Raw genomic sequence first — 19,344 nt, 5'->3', positions numbered from 1 at the left:
CATAGCTCATGAGGCGCTAACAATATCTTTTCCCATATTGTAATAAGCTTCAGGCATCGCTTTTATAGCATCTATAAGACCCGCATAAACAACGTCAGGATTTTCTATAATAGCTTTATACAAGGCTTGGACATTCTCTGGTGTTTCCCTAATATTCTTTGTAAAGTCATCGATAGCCTTTTTTTGACCTCTTAAGAAAGCTGCTTCTTGACTGGCGTCAATCTTCTCATAAGCTTGACGAGCACCAGGGCTAAAGTAGGTTAGAGCGTACTTGATATCTTGTATGTAAGAAGTTTTATAATCAAAGCTCTCAGGAGCCTTTTCGACAGCTGTAATCAGCGTTGTATCATTTTTATTAAGCAGCTGCTTATTCTCGGTTTGGGTCACAGCATCTTTGCCATTACCCAAAGCAGGCTTATACTTATCTATCTCATCTTGATTGGCATCCATACTGGCTGAGACGTTTAGGTTAGCGGCAATTCCTGCAAGATTAGCTAATGTTTCACTACTACCGCCTCGTACATGATCAAGCTCATGGGCTGTGGTTTTGATGACGTCTTCTCTATTACTAATATCACCATCTATAGCAACCAGTTGACCATCGGTTGCACCTTTGGCACGTAGTTCTTGAGTAATTCTTGTGATAATAACATCGACACTGACGCCCGTGCTGTCAGCCAATGCTTGTAGAGCAGCTTGACTGTTCAGTAGTCCGTCATAATCGCCTTGTTGATAGCCTTGTAAGACTGCGCCAATCTCAGGGTTATTTTGAATGGCTTGTGCCATTTTAGCAGGGGCTTTGAGGCCTTGAATGGCTTGAGAGAGGGTTTGGTTTTGGCTTAGAATATTACCTGCGGTAGCAACCCCTTGTACACCAGCTGCGGCAGTTATTTGCCCGTGGTTTTAATATTCTTTACAAGCTCTCTTTGCTCTTTGGCAATCTCAGCTCGACCTGCACTGGTAAACACTCGGGTATCAATACCCGTATCTACCGCAAGACCACCCGTCTGCCTATCTGTAATGATGGTTTCAGTGTTAAAGGCATCACGATTAACACCCGCTAAGCTATCCTTACCTGTGCTGGTATCACTAGTAACAACAGCGCCTTGTCCAATAGTAGCAAGCGTTTTACTTTCAAACTCTTGACCTGTATTACCGAGCTGAAGACCGATGTTATTAAGACTGACTCCCGTTGCGGTTTTACCTGTGCTAAGACTGCCACCGATGCTCTTTTGCTCTTGGGTTGCGGTGTTGACAAGATCCTTAGTGACTAGAGTGCCTGTAGTGAAGTTAAGCGTGCCATTAGTTTGGTTGCCGTTGGCATCTGTGCTTACCTTGGCTATGATGCCACCGATGTTAGTGGTCTGATTAGCAGTGAGACTGTGATTGTCACTGTTGTAGACGATACCGCTTTGCTCGGCGGCGGTTATGCTTTGACTGCTACCACTGGCTTTATTGGCTCCTATGCTGCCACCGCTTGGGAGACCGCTGTTAAAGTTGATACCTAGGTTGCCCCCTGAGCTTTTATTGCTTTGACTTTCGCTGTTTTGCACGGTCTCGATGTTAAGGTTGCCTGTGGCGTAGTTGCCGCCATTTGCATTAATGCGACCACCGGTTAGGTTAGTGGTATCGGCATAGCCATTAAGCTCACCTACGTTTAGCTCGCTGTTGGTAAAGGTAGTGCCTTGGGCTTGGGATTGGCTTTGTTGGGTGCTGATGCCAAGGCTTGCACTGCCTGTGGTGCTGATACTGCCCGTTTGGCTATTGGTTTTGCTGGTACTGGTACTGCTACTGGTGTTGGTACCTGCACTAAGGTTGAGGCTGCCAAGGTTGTCGATGTTGAGCTGTCCGATATTGCCTTGGAGTCCGACGCCAGTAAAGTTATCACCAACAAAGGTAGCATTAGCGCCATTGACTTCTGTACCCTGCCATTTGCCTTGGGTTTTCGTATCGGTAGTTTTAGTTTGGGTATTCTCAACGTTAGCTGAAGCACTAAAGCCTAGGGTGCCCGCAGTATTAGCAGCACCAGCGGCGACACTACCGAGATTAATTTGGGCATTGGCAAGATTGAGGGTGGCAGCAGCTAGGTTGATCTCATAGTCTTTGATGGCATCTTGACTTAGCTCACCACGTGATACTCTGTCTTTGGCGTCACGAAGGTTGTTCTTAGCAGCGGCGAGGGCAGAGCCTGCTTCTTTGACTTGTTCGCCCGCGCTTACTAAATCTGCTGCTATATGATGGACTGACGCACTGATTCGGGTAGTATCGGTTTTATTGCTTTGGGTGACGGTTTGGGTGTTTTCGATACCGCTTAAGACGGTGGTTTTAGCGCCGATCAGTAATTTGCCCGTCTCTTCATTAGCATTGAAGGTGGCATTGATGGTGTTGAGGCTACCCTCTGTCATATCCCCAAGGACGATGATGTTGTCGCTGTCAATGGTGACGCCTTGATGAGTAGTGGTGGTGGTGACGGTTTTATCATCGCCATCGGTACGAACGACTGCACTAAGCTGTAGACTGTCGCTGTTAAGCTTAATACCTTCACCGCCAATGGTTTCTTCTTGACGTCGTTGGGTGGTCGTGTTTGTACTTGTCGCCACCCCTAACTCAACATTATTTCCCAGTACATAGGTGCTGCCACCTGCTTGAGTCGCTTTAAACGAGGTGCCATCAGCTTTGACATTGTTACCACCGGCAAGGATGTTACTGCCTTCAAGCTTTGATGCCGCCTCGGTAGTATGATTGCTAGTGTCTTCACTACTTTTACTAATCGTCATACCGTCAGTAATACCTAACGCGCCGCCGACGACACCTACGGCTTGCATGCCAATCTTGGCAATGCCTTTATAGGACTTTTGCTTATTATCCCATGTTTTCTCTTCAAGCTTTATCTTGCCAAAGGTGAGATTGTCGATAGAACCTGATTCGATGATAGGTTTGCCGTTGTCATCTAATCTTAAGTTGCCTTGAGTGTCAGTTGCGAGGGTAGCGTCGCCTACTTGTAGGTTGCCCTCTCTTGCTTGTAGGCTTGCTGCATTCACATCGACGTTTTGACCATTGATATAGACGCTACCACCACTGATGCCAGTCTCATTGAGCGTCTCGCGCTCGTAGCCTTTTTGTTGCCCAGTACCTTTATAGAAATTACTAGTAGTGCGATTGGTGTTTTTGGCTGATTTGTCGACAGCGGATTGAACCGTGACCGCCCCTTTCATTGCAGTCACTTCTGCCGCTTGTGCCGCGTTTACATTAGCACCTATGAGACTGACATTACCTTTATTGGAGCTAATAACGACATTATCGCCTGTGATATTACTGGTCACTGCAGTATCACTAAATTTACTCTCATGCTCAGTATATGTCTTTTTTCCATACCATCTTTTTTTCGTCCAACTACGAGTACCCTCACTACTTGTCTCGTCTCGCCCTTCATTAAAGATGACATCATTGCCAGCACCAATAATAGTGTTACCTGTCTCATTTATGATTTGCGTGACCGTGCCAGTAACGTTATTACCTGCTGTAATACGAACTTCGCCTGATTGATTGTGTAACTGCGTACCGACATCAACCCTACGCCCAGAATTATTGATCCCATTATGATCGGTAAAGTCGCTCACATTGGTGTTTTTTACGGCGTTGAAGGCGATGTTATTACCGGCCCCAAGCTCGATGCCTGTCTTTGCATTGACGCTTGCATTAGTCAGCGTGATATCATTGCCCGCTTGCATCTCAATACGGTCAGCATCTAAGCGGCTGCCTATGCTGGTACTACGCTCAGAGTGGCTGTCTCTTTGGGCAGATGTACTATAAGAGTCATTTTTATCCTGCTCTGTACCGTTAAGTAGGCTGATGTCTTGTCTGGCATCAAGAGTAGCAAGTCCACCAGCTTCGATATCTGCTGCAACACCGCTGATATTATTAGCTGACATGGTCAGATTACCCGCGCTAACAAGCTTGCTGCCTGTATCTTTTGAATGGCTGGTATTTCGATAGTCACGATCACTGTACTGATGGGTTTCACTGCTACCAATATTAAGGGCATTTAGATTAATGTTTTCTCCAGCAACGTATTCAGAGCTGCCAATATAGTTATTAACCTTGGCACCCGTTATATTGATATCTTTGCCTGCAATGATACTTAAGGTATCATCACCTAGGATAGCTGAGTCTTTATTGCCTACGGTTAAAAAGCATGGCCTAGAGATTTGAGTGCTTTAATGAGCTGGAAATATGCAGGGCATGGGCTATTTTTCTTTAATAGTTAGCTTTGTGCCTCGTCCCTCGGCAGGGGCAAGTACAGTTTTGCAGTTAGATAAAGAAATCTTATTAAATATGTTTAAGATTCTGTATGTAGCAAGCTCCATTCAGCCTAAATGCTTCATAAAATGCATAATACTTATTTTAATACTGAAAAGCCTCTCCATAATCTCTAAAATCAAAAAAGCCTTCCTGCCTTGACAATAAATGAGCTGCGTATTTATCTATTGCTTCTGCTGGGTTGATAAGTTTCTTAATACTATAAACATCTTGGTCTTGGATAAAAAATATATCTTTTTCCGCATGATTAACAATAGAGAATAATTGAAAGTTCTTCTCTTGCTCTAAACCATTAAACCTAGTATCGATTAAAGCACGAAGTTGAAAATGAGTTTCATAACTATCATCATCTTCATAATCTACTAAAAATGGCTGTTGAAACTTTTCTTCTAAAAAGGCTACTTTTTCACGAGCTTTCTTACTCTTTCCTTCAATATCTGGACAGAGTGATACTAACGGTGGGTTATTACTTGATGGTAAAGCACTTGCGGCTAATGGCCCATAGTTTACTCCGTCGGAAATATACCAACCTGCGCTATGCCACAGCCACGAATGAATAATCTCTATGGGGAAATTGAACTCATTTCTTTGAGCATGCTTATCAATGTAAGGCGTATATCCTAAAAATACAATAATGCCATTGATATTGACCCCAAACGCTGTAATATCTGAAAATATTTCTGGAATATCTGTTCTTTGGATAGCATAAAAGAACTTTTCTTTAACCTGAGATAACACTGCATAAGTATTAGGTTGAGTGTCCTTAAATGGCTTAAAGAAATAGTCATGAAAGCTTAAATTCTTAGGTTTAGCATTCTTAAAGTTGAGTGAATTAAATTCAATTTTTGTTTCATCTCTGTTTTTGATATAAACATCATCGATACTCAATTTCTCTAGATCATAGTAAATCTCATCAAACTCATTAAGAATATGTGTATTCATTTTATTTACCTTCTTTAACTTCGATAGCTTTTAAAATTTTGAGTCGAATATCTTTTTGAATTTCTAGAATATGTGCTTTATATTCTGCATTAATCGGTATCGGTTTACCTTTGCCTTTATTACCGTATTGTACCCAACCGCCATTTTTATACTCTACCTTACTGCCTTTAGATCCATTTAGATAGCCAGGTATAGGCATTAAATTATCGCTAGAGTTGATGATTTTATTTAATTCAGCAGTTGTTAAGTCTTTACCGGCTAATCTTTTAGCTTCAACTCTTGGCAATACATGATCAACCTGTGGTGTCACATTATCAGGAAAGTTCTTTAGTTTACCGTCAAATGGATCTAAATAACGAACCTTATTCGTTTTGGAATCGACCCAACCTGCTGCTTTGAATTTCGGTTCAATGGCACCCCAGTTATCAGTGAAGTCACAACAATTTGCATTGTGTACCCAAAGACCTATCTCGCCAATATGATAAGTATGAAATTCCTGTACTTCAAAGTTATAAACTGTATCAGTCTTTTCTAAAGCCATTTGGCTAACAACAGTGGCAGTAGCATACCCCTGCTTATCAAGTAACTTCATTCCCGACTCTAAGATTGACGCTTTTCGCCAACCTTCACCATCAATCCAGAATGGGTGCTCTTCGGTAGTATTAAAGGTTTCTTCTAAACCATTGTCATGCTTAATCTTAACTTCATAAATAGGCGCATTTGGCGTGACTTTGGTGGCAATGACAGGACGATAATCATATTTATCACCAAACTCTTCTCTTGACCAAACCAGTTCGCTACGTTCAATTGTTTCGATTGGTTTTGTACCATGAATAGTATGAATTAATGTACCTGCGGTGAAGCATACTGTACCACTACATACCTTGCTAAAGTCTAAATTTTTAGTTGCCCCTGCTTGCTTAATAGAAGTACCTTTGATTACAGGAAGATTTGAACCTATATTTGTAGAAGGCAAGTCAGAAGCTGCACTTTTGCTAGCCTTTCTACTAGCAGCTAGTTTAGCAAGATAAGCAGAACTATACTGCTTGACTACTCTACCTTTATTTGAAATTATAATACCACTTTTGCCTATACTAACGACCATATTGGCAGTTGAACCCGACCCAGCCATCAAAGGCGTAAAAATATGGATTGCAGCATCTTCTACATCAAATCCTAATGTCTTAGACATACTTTTTACGAATTTATCAAAATCTTTCTCTGTTATAGGTCGAGTTTTAGTTCCCCATACATTTTTCATATCCTCCCACTCACCAGAGTAACCAGGTACAGTACCGTCGTAGATTCCACCATCCTCAAACGCATCCCCAGCATCCTGCTGAGCTTCTAGGTTCTCCTTATTCTGCTCTAATTGCTCCTGCTGCGCTTTAGCATTATTAGTCGCTGTGATTGGTTTTGGCTTGATCGTCGTACGCTCTTCGGCGATTGCGCCACTGTTAGCCCATTTTCCTAAGTTAAAGGCACTGTTGCCTGTTTGACCCATGACATCAGCCGCCGCTTCTGCTTGTCCGTTTTGATGAGCCGCGTCATGGTTGATGACTTCAACCACGTTACTCATGTTGTCAGTGTTCACAAATGTGTCAGTTCGGTTGATAACGTTAGTCGTGCCTTGAACACGTTCGCCATTTACGTTGCGAGGATCATCGACAAGACTAATTTGTGTGCCACTAGCATCGGTACCTTGAGTGATAGCAGTATTAAACTGATTAAGGGTGTCTTGGTTGTCAATACTATTAGTTAGCTCACCTTCTTGTATGGCTTCTACAGTCGCGGTAAGAATAATAAATTAAGAATAAAAAAAGCTACGACATAAATTCTTATGTGGTAGCCTTTGAATAAATTCTGAATTTTGGAAAATGTTTGATGCGCTGGACAAATTAGAGACCAGACTCAATACGTGAAAATAATATTTTCAAATTATCTTATAATATAAATTTCAATTCAAATTAACTGATCATTCTCCAAAACTTTCATAGACATTGTCATCTAAGTCGTTACAGTTGAAAGGTTTGGTTAAATCAAAAGCCTCTAAAGCTAATAAAAATTCGTTTGGTGGACGATAATTATGTTCAGTAATATAGTGATAGAGTAAAGTGGGGAATATGTAGATGAAATTTCCGTCAATACTTGGTATTTCCATAGTATTTAATCCTAATTGAACACCCTTTGGGTTATCAGACTGATCATTCTCATCGAACAGACCGATTTTTTCTCCACAATAAGGACATTCGAATATTGGTCCTCGAACTAATCCACTGTGAACAACAATGCCACTCGGATGTGTGTAATGAAACATATCTTGCTCTCTCGCAAGTAATGTTAGATATCGAAGTTTTTCCACTAAATTTTGGCTAACCTCACCTTTTGTGAAATCATAAGACTTATCCAACCAACCAATGTTAAACATATTCGAGTAGTTATCATCGTACATATAATAGTTTTCTAAATCAGGATAATACATAATTTGCCTCTGTTAGCGTTTAATAGTTTCAGTACAGGTAGCTAAAGGAATACAACCTTTATTAGGCTTTAGTATCTGATCAAGATTTGTCGTCACTCCTACTGTAGTAGAGTTTTTATGGATCGTTAGTCTTTCAGGTGGGCTGATACTATAATTAGGCATAGTAGATCCAGGCTTATAAACCTGTAGCTCTTTAACTTCATTTTTTAGTCTAGTCAGAGCTCGTCCAGTTATGTTATTTTGTTTAGCCCAATCCTTTGCCATTTGTACTCTCTGATTAGCATTAACTCGACCTAATTTATCAGCATTAACGCCTTCCATAAAACGTCCAGTAGTATCACTAATTTTTGTATTAAATGGCGCAGTTATAACAGTAGTACCTTCAGGTACAATTAACTCTCTATTAGCAGTCATTCTAAAATCATAATATCCATGACCTGATATTGCCTGACCATTTCCTCCATGAATAACTTCTTTAGCATTTCCTGAACCATTATTATCTCCTAATACACCTCTTGATTCAAACTTACCCGTTTGTTGCAATGTTTTTAGAGCATTAGCTGAACCTCCAGTTAATACCGTACTAACCACTCCAAATCCTACAGCATCCTCAAGCTCACCTCTCATTTTACCGGCAAGTTTTGGGTTGTCTTTCAAAGCTTTGTTGTAGTCGTCTTTCCATTGAATTATGGCTGCTCTCATCTCTTGACCCGCTTTATTCGGATCAGTTAATACGTTTATCATACCTCTAAACGAATTAGTAATCGCACTTTTTGGATCTCTAGCAATTTCTACTAATCCTTGCCCTGCATTAACAACACTAGAGCCAAAAGCAGACTCTTTCCCCGCCTTATAAGCTTCTTGATCAGCAGTACTGTTCGGAAACAACCTTTTTGCTTCATTATTTAAAGCTCTCATTTCAGCGTTAGTAGAGGGCGCAGAATTTCCATTATAAGTCCAAGTATCCGTATCATCCTCAAACGCATCCCCAGCTTCCTGCTGAGCCTCTAACTTCTCTTTATTGCTTGCTAATTGCTCTTGCTGCGCTTTGGCATCATTAGTAGCAGTGATTGGTCTTGGCGTGATCGTTGTGCGCTCTTCCGCTATTGCACTACTATTCGCCCATTTACCAAGATTAAAGGCACGGTTACCTGTTTGACCCATGACATCAGCAGCCGCTTCTCCCTGTCCATTTTGATGCGCGGCGTCATGGTTGATGACTTCAACCACACTACTCATGCTACCAGTATCAATAAAGGTGTCTTGTCCTGTATCAACGTTGGTGGTACCTCGTACTCGTATGCCGTCTACATTACGAGGGTCATCGACAAGACTAATTTTCGTCCCATCAGCATCAGTGCCTTCGGTAATGGCGGTATTGAAGTTGTTGAGGGTGTCTTGGTTGTCAATACTATTAGTTAGCTCACCTTCTTGTATGGCTTCTACAGTCGCGGTAAGATTAACAGTATCATCACTCATACCTGTTTCTAGATTGTTGACGAGCTGAGTAACGTTGTCTTTGGCTTTATCAATGCCTGATTTATTAAGACTATCAGGGTTGCTATTGCCGTTGTCTAAGAGTCCCGCTGCGATGGAGGGAACGGCTAGTCCCGCAGTGCCAGTAATAGCAACAACGCCTTTAACATTCTTCCCAAGCTCTCTTTGTTCTTTGACAATCTCCTCTCGACCTGCACTGGTAAACACTCGGGTATCAATACCCGTATCTACCGCAAGACCACCCGTCTGCCTATCTGTAATGATGGTTTCAGTGTTGAAGGCATCACGATTGACACCTGCTAAGCTATCTTGTCCTGTGATCATGTCACCCGTGACCACAGCGCCTTGTCCAATAGTAGCAAGCGTTTTACTTTTAAACTCTTGACCTGTATTACCAAGCTGAAGACCGATGTTATTGAGACTAACGCCCGTTGCGGTTTTACCTGTGCTAATACTGCCACCGATGCTCTTTTGTTCTTGGGTTGCGGTGTTGATAAGATCTTTGGTGACTAGAGTGCCTGTGGTGAAGTTGAGCGTGTCATTGGTTTAGTTAAGCCAAATAAAAAAGCTACGATACATGATGCATCGTAGTTTTCTGATCTAATTGCGCTTAACTTTTATGTGTTACGACACTTACTCACAGACTCATTCGCTTATCTACTAACTGTTCACAAAATATAGGGTTTAATTTAGTCGTAATCAAAAAATGACTGTCTTTAGATAAAGAATAAAACATATCTTCTTTTAAGTAATATGTCATATAAGAGGATGGCACATCTAAGGTGTAAGCTTCGTTTTTTCTTAAAAATTCAATATTTTCTTATTGACTAAATTTTCTTTTGTATAAATCCTATTACCTATTTTTTCTAAACAATACAAAGACGACATAAATAGTAGGCTTTTGATATCATGCCAAACTAATGAAAGTAATAACCTGCCCTATACTTATTGCCATCCCATTTAGTCTGCTTATCAGCTTTTATATCTCAAGGGAAAAGTAGATAGTCGCAATAGTGATTTAAAGAATTACCTGATAACTCTTCTAAATCAAATACAATCTTTCTTTTATCATTATCTATACACCACGTTTTAATATTACCTAAGCTAGGTAATACTTTTTCTACGTCTTCGATAGGCACATAAATCTTTGTATTAAACTTCTTAGAAATTGTTTGTAAAAAGTTCATTATGTCAAAAGAGCTAATTTGAAGTTCAGTCCCTACGTATAGCAATGCTCTAATCTTTACATCTTTAAAATCATAAACATCATCTGTTTTCATATAAAAAATAGACATGGATATATCAAATTTATCATCATTATGACGATGCTCTATGGCTCCATATTCATCATCGATATCAAAAATTATATTCGAGGTGGGAAACCTTTCTATCATCAAGTCTTTTAACTCATTAATATTAAATTCATTTTCAAATAAAATATTATAGTATCCATCCAGTTCATCTTGTTGCATTGTATACCTCTGCCGCTCTATTAAAATCATTCTGATTGAAGTCTGGACGACCAGACAGATTAGTACGTGTTTGATTGATATTGCCCTTATTCCTGACAATTTGTTGTAAATTCTTATACTCTCCTCGAGATAATCTAAACATTTCATTTGGATTACGTGATGATACAGGAATTAGACTGTCCGATGTGTTCGGACCTCCTCCGGCGTGTGTCTGATATGTTCTGCCATTTATCTCAATTTGCCTTTCACCGCTTGGTCCTCTTGATGGTTGACCTCCACCTAGCCTTATTTGGATAATATCATGTTCCATATTGACACGGCTACTGACCACTGTATTAACGTCTCTAACTAGTACATTTTTACCACCAACACTATCTACCTTATGTCTTTTGTTAGGATTCTGGACATTAGGTCTTATAGCCTCCCATGCATTTGCGTCTGGGTTAGAAGAAGAGTTGGTTCTCTGTCCTCCACTACCACCAAGTTCTATGTTTAACTGGACAGGACGCTGTGCTGTTTCTCGCTGAAATGCTCGATAAGCAGCTTCAGGATTAGGATATGTTCTTCCTGACGATTGCAGGAATCTACTTAATGCCTGATATTCTAATACCTCAGCTTGAGAAATTTGATTGTTTGGACGTGCTGTAGAAATCCCTCTGAAATTAGGTAAATGTCTACGTATTGCCAATGTTTCAAAAGCAATAATATCTCGTCTTTGTTGTTGTTGCGGACTTCTAACTGTTATCCCTCTGCGATTATCCTCAAACGCATCGCCAGCGTTCTGCTGAGTCTCTAACTTCTCTTTATCATTTGCGAGTTGCTCCTGCTGAGCTTTAGCATCATTAGTAGCCGTGATTGGTCTTGGCGTAATGGTCGTGCGTTCTTCCGCGATTGCGCCACTGTTCGCCCATTTGCCAAGGTTAAAGGCGCTGTTACCTGTTTGACCCATGACATCAGCCGCGAACTCTCCTTGACCGTTTTGATGGGCACCTTCATGATTAATGAGTTCAACCACATTACCCATACTATCGGTAGCAATATAAGTATCTGTACCATTGATAACGTTGGTTGTGCCTCGAACACTATCTCCATTTACGTTACGCAGGTCATCAACGAGACTGATTTGAGTGCCACTAGCATCAGTACCTTGAGTGATAGCAGCATTAAGCTGATTGAGGGTGTCTTTGTTATCAACACTGTTAGTCAGCTCGCCCTCTTGTATGGCTTCTACAGTCGCGGTAAGATTAACAGTATCATCACTCATACCTGTTTCTAGATTGTTGACGAGCTGAGTAACGTTGTCTTTGGCTTTATCAATGCCTGATTTATTAAGACTATCAGGGTTGCTATTGCCGTTGTCTAAGAGTCCCGCTGCGATGGAGGGAACGGCTAGTCCCGCAGTGCCAGTAATAGCAACAACGCCTTTAACATTCTTCCCAAGCTCTCTTTGTTCTTTGACAATCTCCTCTCGACCTGCACTGGTAAACACTCGGGTATCAATACCCGTATCTACCGCAAGACCACCCGTCTGCCTATCTGTAATGATGGTTTCAGTGTTGAAGGCATCACGATTGACACCTGCTAAGCTATCTTGTCCTGTGATCATGTCACCCGTGACCACAGCGCCTTGTCCAATAGTAGCAAGCGTTTTACTTTTAAACTCTTGACCTGTATTACCAAGCTGAAGACCGATGTTATTGAGACTAACGCCCGTTGCGGTTTTACCTGTGCTAATACTGCCACCGATGCTCTTTTGTTCTTGGGTTGCCGTGTTGATCAGATCTTTGGTGACTAGAGTCCCTGTGGTGAAGTTCAGATTGCTGTTAGTTTGGGTGCCATCGCTATCGGTGTTTATATTAGCGATGATGCCACCGATGTTAGTGGTGCTGCCTGCGGTTAGGCTGTGATTGTCATCATTGTAGACGATACCGCTTTGCTCGGCGGCGGTTATGCTTTGACTGCTACCACTGGCTTTATTGGCACCGATACTGCCACCGCTTGGAATACCGTTGTTAAAGTTGATGCCTAGGTTGCCCCCTGAACTTTTATTGCTTTGACTTTCGCTGTTTTGCACGGTCTCGATGTATAGGTTGTCTGTAGCGTAGCTGCCGCCATTTGCATTGATGCGTCCGCCTGTTAAGTTGGTGGTATCGGCATAGCCATTAAGCTCACCTACGTTTAGCTCGCTGTTGGTAAAGGTAGTGCCTTGGGCTTGGGATTGGCTTTGTTGGGTGCTGATGCCAAGGCTTGCACTGCCTGTGGTGCTGATACTGCCCGTTTGGCTATTGGTTTTGCTGGTACTGGTACTGCTACTGGTGTTGGTACCTGCACTAAGGTTGAGGCTGCCAAGGTTGTCGATGTTGAGCTGTCCGATATTGCCTTGGAGTCCGACGCCAGTAAAGTTATCACCAACAAAGGTAGCATTAGCGCCATTGACTTCTGTACCCTGCCATTTGCCTTGGGTTTGCGTATCGGTAGTTTTAGTTTGGGTATTCTCAACGTTAGCTGAAGCACTAAAGCCTAGGGTGCCCGCAGTATTAGCAGCACCAGCGGCGACACTACCGAGATTAATTTGGGCATTGGCAAGATTTAGGGTAGCGGCTGCTAGGTTGATCTCATAGTCTTTGATGGCATCTTGACTTAGCTCACCACGTGATACTCTGTCTTTGGCGTCACGAAGGTTGTTCTTAGCAGCGGCGAGGGCAGAGCCTGCTTCTTTGACTTGTTCAGCGGCGCTAATGGTATCTACTGCCGCGTGATGTACGTCAACACTGATGCGAGTGGTGTCTGTTTTATTGCTTTGGGTGACAGTTTCAGTATCTTCAATACCTCCTAAGACAGTAGTCTTAGCGCCAATCAATAAGCTACCTGTCTGTTGATTGGCATTGAGCTTAGCGGCAGTGGTGGTGAGGCTACCATCAGTCATATCACCTAAGACGACGATGTTGTCACTGTTGATAGTAACGCCTTGGTTAGTACCTGTGGTGGTGGTCTTGGTGTCCTCAGTATCAGTGCGAACCACAGCGCCTAGCTGTAAGCTGTCGCTGTTCAGCTTGACACCTTCGCCACCAATGGTTTCTTTTTGGGCAGTGGTAGTGGCAGTGGTAGTACTAGTTGCCACCCCTAAGTCAATGTCTTTACCTAGTATGTATGTGCTACCGCCCGCTTGAGTGGCGGTGAACTGGGTGCCTTCTGCTTGAACGGTCTTACCACCAACTAAGATATTCTGTCCTTCTAGGCGACTGATAGCTTCGTCTTTGCTGGTGGTAGTAGTGCCATTGCTTTCACTAATGGTGATACCATCAGTAATACCTAGTGCGCCACCGACGACACCTGCGACTTGCATACCGACTTTGGCGATACCTTTATAAGCCTTTTGTTTCTCATCCCACTCACGACTATTAAGCTCAATAGTGCCAAAGCTTAGGTTGTCTATAGAGCCTGACTCAATGATAGGTTTACCATTATCGCCAAATATTATATTACCTTGGCTATCAGTGGCAAGGGTGGCATCGCCCACTTGTAGGGTGCCGTCCTTGGCTTGTAATCTAGCACCATTAACCGCGACATTGTCACCATTGATATAGACACTACCGCCGCTGATGCCCGTTTGATTGAGCGTCTCACGCTCATAACCTTTTTGTGCGCCTGTTTCTTTGTAAAAGTTGCTGGTGCTGCGGGTTTCACTCAAGGCGGCTTTATCTACGGCTGATTGAACGGTGACCTTGCCGTTCATAGCGGTGACTTTAGCAGCGCCAACGGCTTTTACGTTTGAGCCTATTAAATTGACGTTACCGTTCTCTGAGTCGATTGAAACGCTGTTACCATTGATATTAGTGATCAACGCATTATCTTCATAAAAGTCAACACTTTCTGAAATTCGTTTACTTCCATACCAGTTGCTTTCTTTTGATTTTGAGGCAGTACTAAGATTGTTTGTACTACGACCCTCGATGAAGTCGACGTTGCCATCGGCAAGGATACCAACATTGCCAGTAGTGCTACTGATTTGAGCCGCGGTGCCACTGATGTTGTTGCCGGTTAAGAGGATGTCGTTGTTACCTGTGATTTGGCTACCAATATCGGCTGATGCGCCTTGGTTATAGTAGTTATTACTATCAAGAATGCTGTTGGACTGATAGCTGACATTGACCGCATCAAGAGTGACATCGCCTGTGGCGTTGATGACGCTGCTACCGCCTTGGTTGTCAAGACGACCTGCTGCGAAAGTAGTGTTACCGCCAACGCTTGCGACAAAGGTAGTTAAGGGGTTGCCATTAGCATCTGTCTGACCTTTCAAATCATCACCAACATAGATGCTGGCTATTTGAGTGATGCCGGTGCGGGTGGCATTACTAGCACCATCGACTGCATCACTAGTATAGGTGAGGCTTTTATTATTTAGATCACCGCCGACATTGAGCTGCATAGCACTGTCCGCTGCAATAGTGCCGCTTAGATTGTTTAGGTCGTTTGTGGTGCTGATTTGAACAAAGCTGCCTTTGATGACACCGCCATTGGCATTGGTGATGTTATTGGCACTAATGGTGATGCTTTGATGACCGATGATGTTGCTTTGGCTGGTAAGATCGCCTGTTAGATTGACGTCGATATTGTTAGCAGCAATTAAGTTGCCAGTACCGTCAATCTGACCAGCCGCTTGGCGGGTATAGACTTTAGGGACGAGCACAGACTGCGTACTACCATCTGCTAGGGTGATACTTTGTTCTACGAGCCATACCATATCAGTGGTGAGGTTAGCGACCTGCGCGGCACTTAGGGCAATACCTGGGCGTAAGTTAAGGGTTTGGGCTGCAGTGATCCCTGCATCCATTAGTCCTTTATACTGAGCATCTTGATCAGCGTAGTTGGCAAGGTAGTAGCGACCTGTGAGCATCATGATCTGATCACGAATATACTGCTGCTCATAGTAGCCATCACCTAGACGCTTTTGAGTGATAGTGGGATCCAGCTTTAGGCGCTCTAGCATGTAGCTTGATGACAGCCAGTTTTTATAATTAGCAAATTCAGAGTCAGTTTCAATCAGATAATCGGCATCGCTATCAGGATTAATACCAAACAAACTACTATCAGGTAAGCTTGGCGCAGTGCCACTACTACGAATCTCATCGGTTGGGGTGCTAGTAACAGTGAGGCCATCAGCATTCGTGACGTTTTGAGCCACGACCACTTTATCGATGTCTTGCTTTAGAATAGGGAGCTGATAAGACTCTAATTTTTCAGGCGCTTGAGTGTAGGCCCCTTTATTATCTTTCTCAATTTTATGACCGCTACCAAAAAATCCTGAGGACTCCACATGCCTATAGATCACTTTACCGTTTTCGATGTATTTGGTCTTAAAGCCTTGTAAATCGACATCGCCAACATTGGTGATATTATCGCCTGTGACAAGAAATCCTTCTCCTAAGCCTAACTGGCTTTTGTCGTTATTAAGCTGATCGCCTTGCAAGGTGATCACGCCACCTGAGATGATTCTAGAAGGGTCTGAGACAACGGTTCTATCCTCAGTGATGCGCTCATCGAAGTTAAAGATGTAAAAGTTTTCGCCACCACTTGAGCCTAGTGGCTCATCGGTTGCGATAACATAGAGATCTTCATCGTCAAGCTTACTGTCATCCCGTAGCTCTACTTCCTCTTCATCATATTTACGTCCATCTTCTGTGCCTGCATACTGGTTCTTATCTTTGACCTCACTGATAGTAAAGGCCTCTTTTTTAAAGTCGGCATTGACGTTGTTAAGCAAATTAGTGCTAATCGTCATATTACCGACTGACTCGATAGAAGCACCTTTATTGTTCACGGTCGTCGCGCGACCTACCGCTTGCTGATTGGCATCTAGGCTGCCACCGATATATAGCGCACCATTACTAATGAGACGAGCTTGACCACTAAAGTCCTCATTGAATTTTCCGCTACGGGCTTGGTTGGAATTATTATTTAACGTTGTAACCCCTATATCCAAGCGATTACGCGCGGCAATGACAGGTGCTGGATCTGAGCTATCAGTACCCGCATCAGGCGTATTGTTTAAAGTATTAGCCGCTATCGCTACTTGATCACCATAAATGCGACCACCACTATAATTATTAACGCTATCAGTAGCGTTTAGATAGGTATTAATCCCATTGATTAATCCGCGATTATCGATATCAGTGGCTGCATTGAGTTGAGTGGTGCCACTACTGGTCAGCTCGCCGTCTTGTTGGTTATCAATACGGTTGGCGGTGATCGTTAGTGCATTTTGTCCAGCAACTTTAGTAGTGTTAGTAAAGATGCCTTGAGTCGTAATGGCCAAATTGCCTGCTTGGATATTATTGTTGTTGTTATTAATAGTAATGTCATCAAGAGTGTTAATAGCAGCGCGCTGTACACCGATGATAGTGCCGTCCGTATTACTATAGCCTTTGGTATTAAGAGTTAGGCTGTCATCGCTTTGCAGACGACCTTGGTTGTTGATCAAATTGCCACGGTTATCAATACTTAAATTACCTTGGCTACTAATGCTACCTTTAGTATTGTTGAAATCGTCGCTGTTGGTGATTACATTAGCGTTACTCTGAATAACACCTTGATTATTATTGATCTGATTTTTTGCACTTAGACTGATGTCACCAATAGCCCCGATTGTACCTTGAGTATTATTAATCTGATTGGCTGTGCGAATGTTAATGCTATTCGTCGCGGTAATTTGACTATTACTATTATCAAAGCTTGCTAGTTGCCAGTCGATATTCTCAAGCTGCACGCGACTATCGGTATTGATTAAGCTACCACTATTGGCAATATCTAAGCGACCCAGCGCGAGACTCGACTTACCTTGATTATTAACACTATCGGCGGTGGTATTAATCTTGCTATTGCTATAGATACTGCCGCTGTTAGTAATGTTGCTAACGGTGATAGTACCGTCACGAGAAACAGGGGGTAGGATGACAGGGGTAGGCTCTGAAGGGTTCGTCGTACCACTATTCTCTTGTACTGTACTGCCATTATTAGCCGTTGTTGGCGGATTAGTTGTTGGGGCGGTAGCAGGCGGCGTACTAGCATCAGCATACAAGTCTTGACCAATGATGCCGCCTTCTTTGTTAATTAGTGAACTTGTAGTAACACCTAGCTGACCACTACCCGTTTGCAATAATTTACCAGTATTGTTTAAGCTACTGGCGTCAATATCGAAGCTACCCGCAGCGATCTCACCTGAGTTAGCAATAGCGCCTGTCTGCTGCAAGCTTGCCGTATCATAACTGCTGATCACACCACTATTATCAAGCGAGCTACTAATGAGAGTAGTAGTATCTTGACTGCTGGCAATCGTGCCTGAGTTATTTACAGAGTTGCCACTAGTATTAATAGCTACTTTGCCTTTGTTCGCAATTAGACTGCCCATGTTAATCAAGTTACCACTAACATCAAGCTGTAAACCACCAGCGTTTGAGGCAATAATGCTACCCGCATTAGTGACGCCCATACCTTTTTCAGTACCGATCAGACGGATTTTACCTGCATACATTGCACCCAGCGCTGACACATCAAGCGCCACGCCTGTCGCTTGATTGCTACTAGCAGAACTTTTAGGCGTAATGATTGAGTCTGCGCCATCAGCCTCGTAGCTAACGGTATTATTACCGGTAATGACGTCTAAGTTTTTGGCATAAACCGCGGCATTAATCTCCGTGGTTTTCGCTAAAATCTGTGTATAGTCTGATGTACTGCTATCTAAGCCATCGCCATCAACCCGAATATTACCCTCTTTTATATCAAAGCCGGTCACGCGGCCTTGATCCATCAGTGCCTCACCTGTCGTAAGCGTCGTGCGCGCGGCATTAATAAAGCCGCAACCTGCGCAGGTAATGCCAGCAGGGTTAGCAATGATAAGCTCAGCTCTCCCCCCTGCAATCTCAGTAAATCCGCCCAATCGACTAGGATCACTAGAGTTGACCTCATTTAAAATAATACGCGCTTCACCGCGGGCGAGATACGGATTACCTTCTACCCAACCAGCAAGCTGCGTCTGCGAGTTAACACGGCTATTATTTAAAATAGCGCCGTCCGCGCCGACATCGAACTGACTAAAGACATTACGCGAGACGCCAGCCGCACTTGGGCTTTGGATATTGACTTGTGCTAGACCGTTTGAAGTGGCTAGTATCGTGGCTTGTTGATTCGCCGCTGCGTTACGATCCGCGATGATTGCGGTGTTATCAGCATGAGCGGTAAGACTAGCGCCTGCTACGATAGTGGCAAGACCTAGCGACAAGAGTACTTGGGCGCGTAGACTATTTAACCTGCCACCCTGATAGCCACCGCTATTGCTAGAACCGCTAATCTGAGAGGTACTAGCGACTTGACTAATATCGCTGCCACCCTCACCTGCATTACTGGTTTTGCCTTGTGAGCGTGCAGCTTCGGACACCACCATGAGCATACCACGGGCTTTGTTAAAGATAACTCGATAGCATTGTGCGTTCATAAAGATGTCCTTGGATGTAGATAATTTAATATCAAATTAGGTCGTGCAAATGTTTTTAGATTCTAAGCGATTTAAATAGTAGAGCTTGAATGGTGCTTAACTTTAAAGCTTGAGTTGTACAGCTAAGCTATCAGAGCTTT

The 19,344-nt window shown here is 42.9% G+C and carries 8 protein-coding genes; all 8 read right to left on the bottom strand.

Translation table 11 applies throughout. From position 1 onward, the window contains the following. Positions 1–6 precede the first annotated feature (6 nt). Complete coding sequence (locus ACR63T_RS04140; protein ID WP_472784856.1) at positions 7–786, bottom strand: hypothetical protein; 780 nt, start codon at positions 784–786, stop codon at positions 7–9. A gap of 101 nt (positions 787–887) precedes the next feature. Beyond that, positions 888–3,938, bottom strand: a complete 3,051-nt coding sequence (locus tag ACR63T_RS04135) for a beta strand repeat-containing protein (protein WP_472785229.1) — start codon at positions 3,936–3,938, stop codon at positions 888–890. A 466-nt stretch (positions 3,939–4,404) separates the two neighbouring features. After that, positions 4,405–5,262, bottom strand: a complete 858-nt coding sequence (locus tag ACR63T_RS04130) for a hypothetical protein (protein WP_472784855.1) — start codon at positions 5,260–5,262, stop codon at positions 4,405–4,407. Position 5,263: 1 nt separating this feature from the next. Next, positions 5,264–6,841, bottom strand: a complete 1,578-nt coding sequence (locus tag ACR63T_RS04125) for a polymorphic toxin-type HINT domain-containing protein (RefSeq protein WP_472784854.1) — start codon at positions 6,839–6,841, stop codon at positions 5,264–5,266. Between the two features lie 396 nt (positions 6,842–7,237). After that, complete coding sequence (locus tag ACR63T_RS04120; RefSeq protein WP_305899813.1) at positions 7,238–7,744, bottom strand: DUF7919 family protein; 507 nt, start codon at positions 7,742–7,744, stop codon at positions 7,238–7,240. Positions 7,745–7,756: 12 nt separating this feature from the next. After that, a complete protein-coding gene (locus ACR63T_RS04115; RefSeq protein WP_472784853.1) occupies positions 7,757–9,580 on the bottom strand; it encodes a putative adhesin in 1,824 nt (607 codons plus the stop codon). Between the two features lie 647 nt (positions 9,581–10,227). Next, positions 10,228–10,713 carry a hypothetical protein gene (locus tag ACR63T_RS04110; protein ID WP_305899811.1) on the bottom strand — a complete coding sequence of 162 codons (486 nt, stop codon included), beginning with the start codon at positions 10,711–10,713 and terminating at the stop codon, positions 10,228–10,230. After that, positions 10,700–19,204, bottom strand: a complete 8,505-nt coding sequence (locus tag ACR63T_RS04105; RefSeq protein ID WP_472784852.1) for a two-partner secretion domain-containing protein — start codon at positions 19,202–19,204, stop codon at positions 10,700–10,702. Before ACR63T_RS04105 ends, ACR63T_RS04110 begins: the two co-directional genes overlap by 14 nt. Positions 19,205–19,344: the final 140 nt, after the last annotated feature.

The organism is Psychrobacter sp. M17(2026) (assembly GCF_055699815.1).
The sequence above is the reverse complement of the archived record's forward strand: the minus strand, read 5'-3'. Positions and strand labels throughout refer to the sequence as shown.